General features: G+C 46.0%; 3 protein-coding genes. All 3 read right to left on the bottom strand.

The genetic code is table 11. From position 1 onward, the window contains the following. The coding region (locus tag F6K57_RS40465) for a calcium-binding protein (protein ID WP_293074571.1) at positions 1 to 865 on the bottom strand (865 nt) is incomplete at its 3' end. Between the two features lie 576 nt (positions 866 to 1,441). After that, entirely contained in the window at positions 1,442 to 1,669 is a 228-nt protein-coding gene (locus tag F6K57_RS40460; RefSeq protein ID WP_293074568.1) for a hypothetical protein, read from the bottom strand. 538 nt (positions 1,670 to 2,207) lie between these two features. Beyond that, positions 2,208 to 3,341: calcium-binding protein (locus tag F6K57_RS40455; RefSeq protein ID WP_293074565.1), on the bottom strand; the 1,134-nt coding region annotated here is incomplete at its 5' end.

Raw genomic sequence — 3,341 nt, 5'->3', positions numbered from 1 at the left:
CTGTTGCACTATCAAAAGTAAAGGTAGTAATACCGTTGCCACTGATTAGGACATCATCACCATCTCCACCAACCAGATTGTCATCGCCATCACCTCCAATCAGAGTGTCATTCCCGGCATCTCCAATCAGGTTATCATCACCAGCTCCGCCAACCAGGCTATCATTGCCAGCATTACCCCTGAGGTTGTCATCGCCAGCCCCGCCAATCAGGGTGTCGTTGCCTTTTCCACCAATACCAACTAAAGGTAAGACAGCATTGGTTCCGTCGAGAAGGTCATTACCATCACCGCCATTAAAGACTACCTGCTGTACATCAGTACCGGACAAGTCATTAACAGTTAAGGTGTCATCACCCCCAAGACCATTGATCTCAAACTGTTCTACATCATTGACATTCAGGTTGAACAGACCGAGATTCAACCGCTCAAAGCGTACCCTGGGGCCATTGGGGTTGAGGGCAAAGTTATCTCCGGCACCATCTGCGCCATTGACTTCTACCACATCAAAGCCAGCACCCCCTTCCATGATATCGCTACCATCACCGTTATTCCAAATCAGTCGGTCATCACCATCTGCGCCATTGATATTGTCATCTCCGCGATCGCCAATCAGGGTATCATTGCCTTTACCACCATCTAGAACATCAATACCATCACCACCGCTTAATAAATCATTGCCATCTTTGCCATCAAGTAAATCTTCCCCAGCAGCCCCTGCCAGGGTGTCATTGCCAGCACCCCCATCAAGAAGGTCATTGCCACCCACACCTAGTAAGAGGTCATTGCCAGCACCCCCGATCAGGTTATCGTCACAGTTGTCTCCTACTAGAGTGTCATTACCTGGACCACCGATTAATGTATTCATGAAACTTACTCCTGAATTTTTCAGAGATTGTGAGTAGGTATCTATAAGGGCGTTGCTTAATAATGGAATGATTTTAAGAGTTTTGTGGAATGGGCAGGATGCCAACCCTACTCCTATTCATTCCTTAATTCAGCCATGCCGATTCAATTATACTATTGATATAGCACTACGCATTCAGATTAAGACATTTGTAAACTCCGAAACTTACTCATAGCTTACTTCTGACTTCTGACTTCTGACTTCTTACTTGCGCGTAGCGCTATACTATCTCGGATAAGATTACCGTTTGACAGTACCCTAAAGGGTACCTAAAGGGTACCTTAAAGGGTACCTAAAGGGTCTGAGGGGTGACATGCAAATTGAATCATACTACTTGTTCAATCAGTTCATGTAGGGTGGGCAGTGTACCAGACAGATTCACCAAGCTGGGCTTTGCCCGTTGCTAGGCACTGCCCACCCTAGGATTAATCACAATGGTTCGAGATCTCAGTTTAACGGAGAGGAAGAACAGGGGGAAACCGGCCAGATCAAGGAGATTTTAACTAGTCAGTTATTTCCGAGACGGTGTACTAGTCGTTATACAAAGATCAGATCCCCTTGGTTATAGGCATCAGCAACTATAGCAATAACGTCAAGGCCCGAAGTAGAATTGATAGCAATAAAGTTGTCTGAAAAGGTATAGTTGATGCCTTGCTTGAGTTGAATTTTATCCGTACCAGATTGGAAATCCGTAATTACAGCGTAATCATTGAAACCAAACAATCCTTGCCCAACATAGTAAGCATTGTTCTGATCTCCAATCACAAATATATCAGCACCAGCTCCTCCGGTTAAGATATCAATTTCATTAACACCTGGATTGTTACTGGTGGGATCTACACCTACGATGGTATCATTACCATCCCCACCAGTAATATCGTCACTCCTGGCACCACCAGTAAGTTGATTACTGTTGTTATCACCAATAATGGTATCGTTGCGACCAGCACCTTTGACATTTTTAACTAAGTCGGTATACCAGAAGACTTGGATAACTGGGGGCTAGGAAATACCTGAGCCTGGATAGATTGTGGCAATGAGTTGATTGAATCTAGTTCTGATTCCGGGTTAGCATTTAGGTGACTGTTGACTATTGAAGGTTGTTCGCTTTTGGCGTTACCGTAGGGTAGGTTGAAGGTTGAATGTTAAAGGTTGAATGTTGTTCGCGTAGCGTGGCCTATTGGCCAAGGTTGTTCGCGTAGCGTGGCCTATTGGCCAAGGTTAAAGGTTAAAGGTTGACTGTCAAGAGTCAACCTTTAACAAAAAACGACTATATAAGTTAATAAGTTAACTTTTAATTAACTTACACTATCTCAAAGTCACTGAAATCTACCGAGGTGCTGGTGTCGATTGTAGCAAACTGAGCTCCGCTTCCCAGACCACCTGCACTGCCATTCTGGTTGTAGAATAGATCGCCGGTGTTGCTGTTGTAGACAATCAAAGCACCACTACTTTCGACCTGGCTATTATCAGATACAACCGCCCATTCACTGCTATCTAAGCCCCCACTGGACGTACCAGTGAGCGCAGTGAAGGTGTCCTGTTCCAGACTAATTCGGTCTTGACCTCCGATAAAGCCCATAATGCTATCGAGACCCAAATCGCTTGAATTGAAAGCTGTTGCACTATCAAAAGTAAAGGTAGTAATACCGTTGCCACTGATTAGGACATCATCACCATCTCCACCAACCAGATTGTCATCGCCATCACCTCCAATCAGAGTGTCATTCCCGGCATCTCCAATTAGGTTATCATCACCAGCTCCGCCAACCAGGCTATCATTGCCAGCATCACCCCTGAGGATGTCATCACCAGCCCCGCCAATCAGGGTGTCCTTGCCATTACCTCCAATACCAACCAAGGGTAAGACAGCATTGGTTCCGTCCAGGAAGTCATTACCATCACCGCCGTTAAAGACTACCAGCTCTACATCAGTACCGGACAAGTCATTAACAGTTAAGGTGTCATCACCCCCAAGACCATTAATCTCAAACCGTTCTACATCATTGACATTCAGGTTGAACTGACCGAGATTCAACCGCTCAAAGCGTACACTGGAGCCAAAGGGGTTGAGGGCAAAGTTATCTCCGGCATCATTTGCGCCATTGACTTCTACCACATCAAAGCCAGCACCCCCTTCCATGATATCGCTGCCATCACCGTCATTCCAAATCAGTCGGTCATCACCATCTGCGCCATTGATATTGTCATCACCGCGATCGCCAATCAGGGTATCATTGCCTTCACCACCATCTAGAACATCAATATCATCACCACCCCGTAATGAATCATCGCCAGCTCTGCCATCAAGTAAATCTTCGCCAGCACCCCCTTCCAGGGTGTCATTGTCAGCACCCCCATCAAGAAGGTCATTGCCACCCAAACCTAGTAAGGTGTCATCGCCAGCACCCCCGATCAGGTTATCATCATTGTTGTC

The organism is Moorena sp. SIO4A5, from assembly GCF_010672005.1.
Classification (GTDB): domain Bacteria; phylum Cyanobacteriota; class Cyanobacteriia; order Cyanobacteriales; family Coleofasciculaceae; genus Moorena.
Note: the sequence above shows the minus strand (reverse complement) of the source record. Positions and strands in the feature narration are given on the sequence as shown.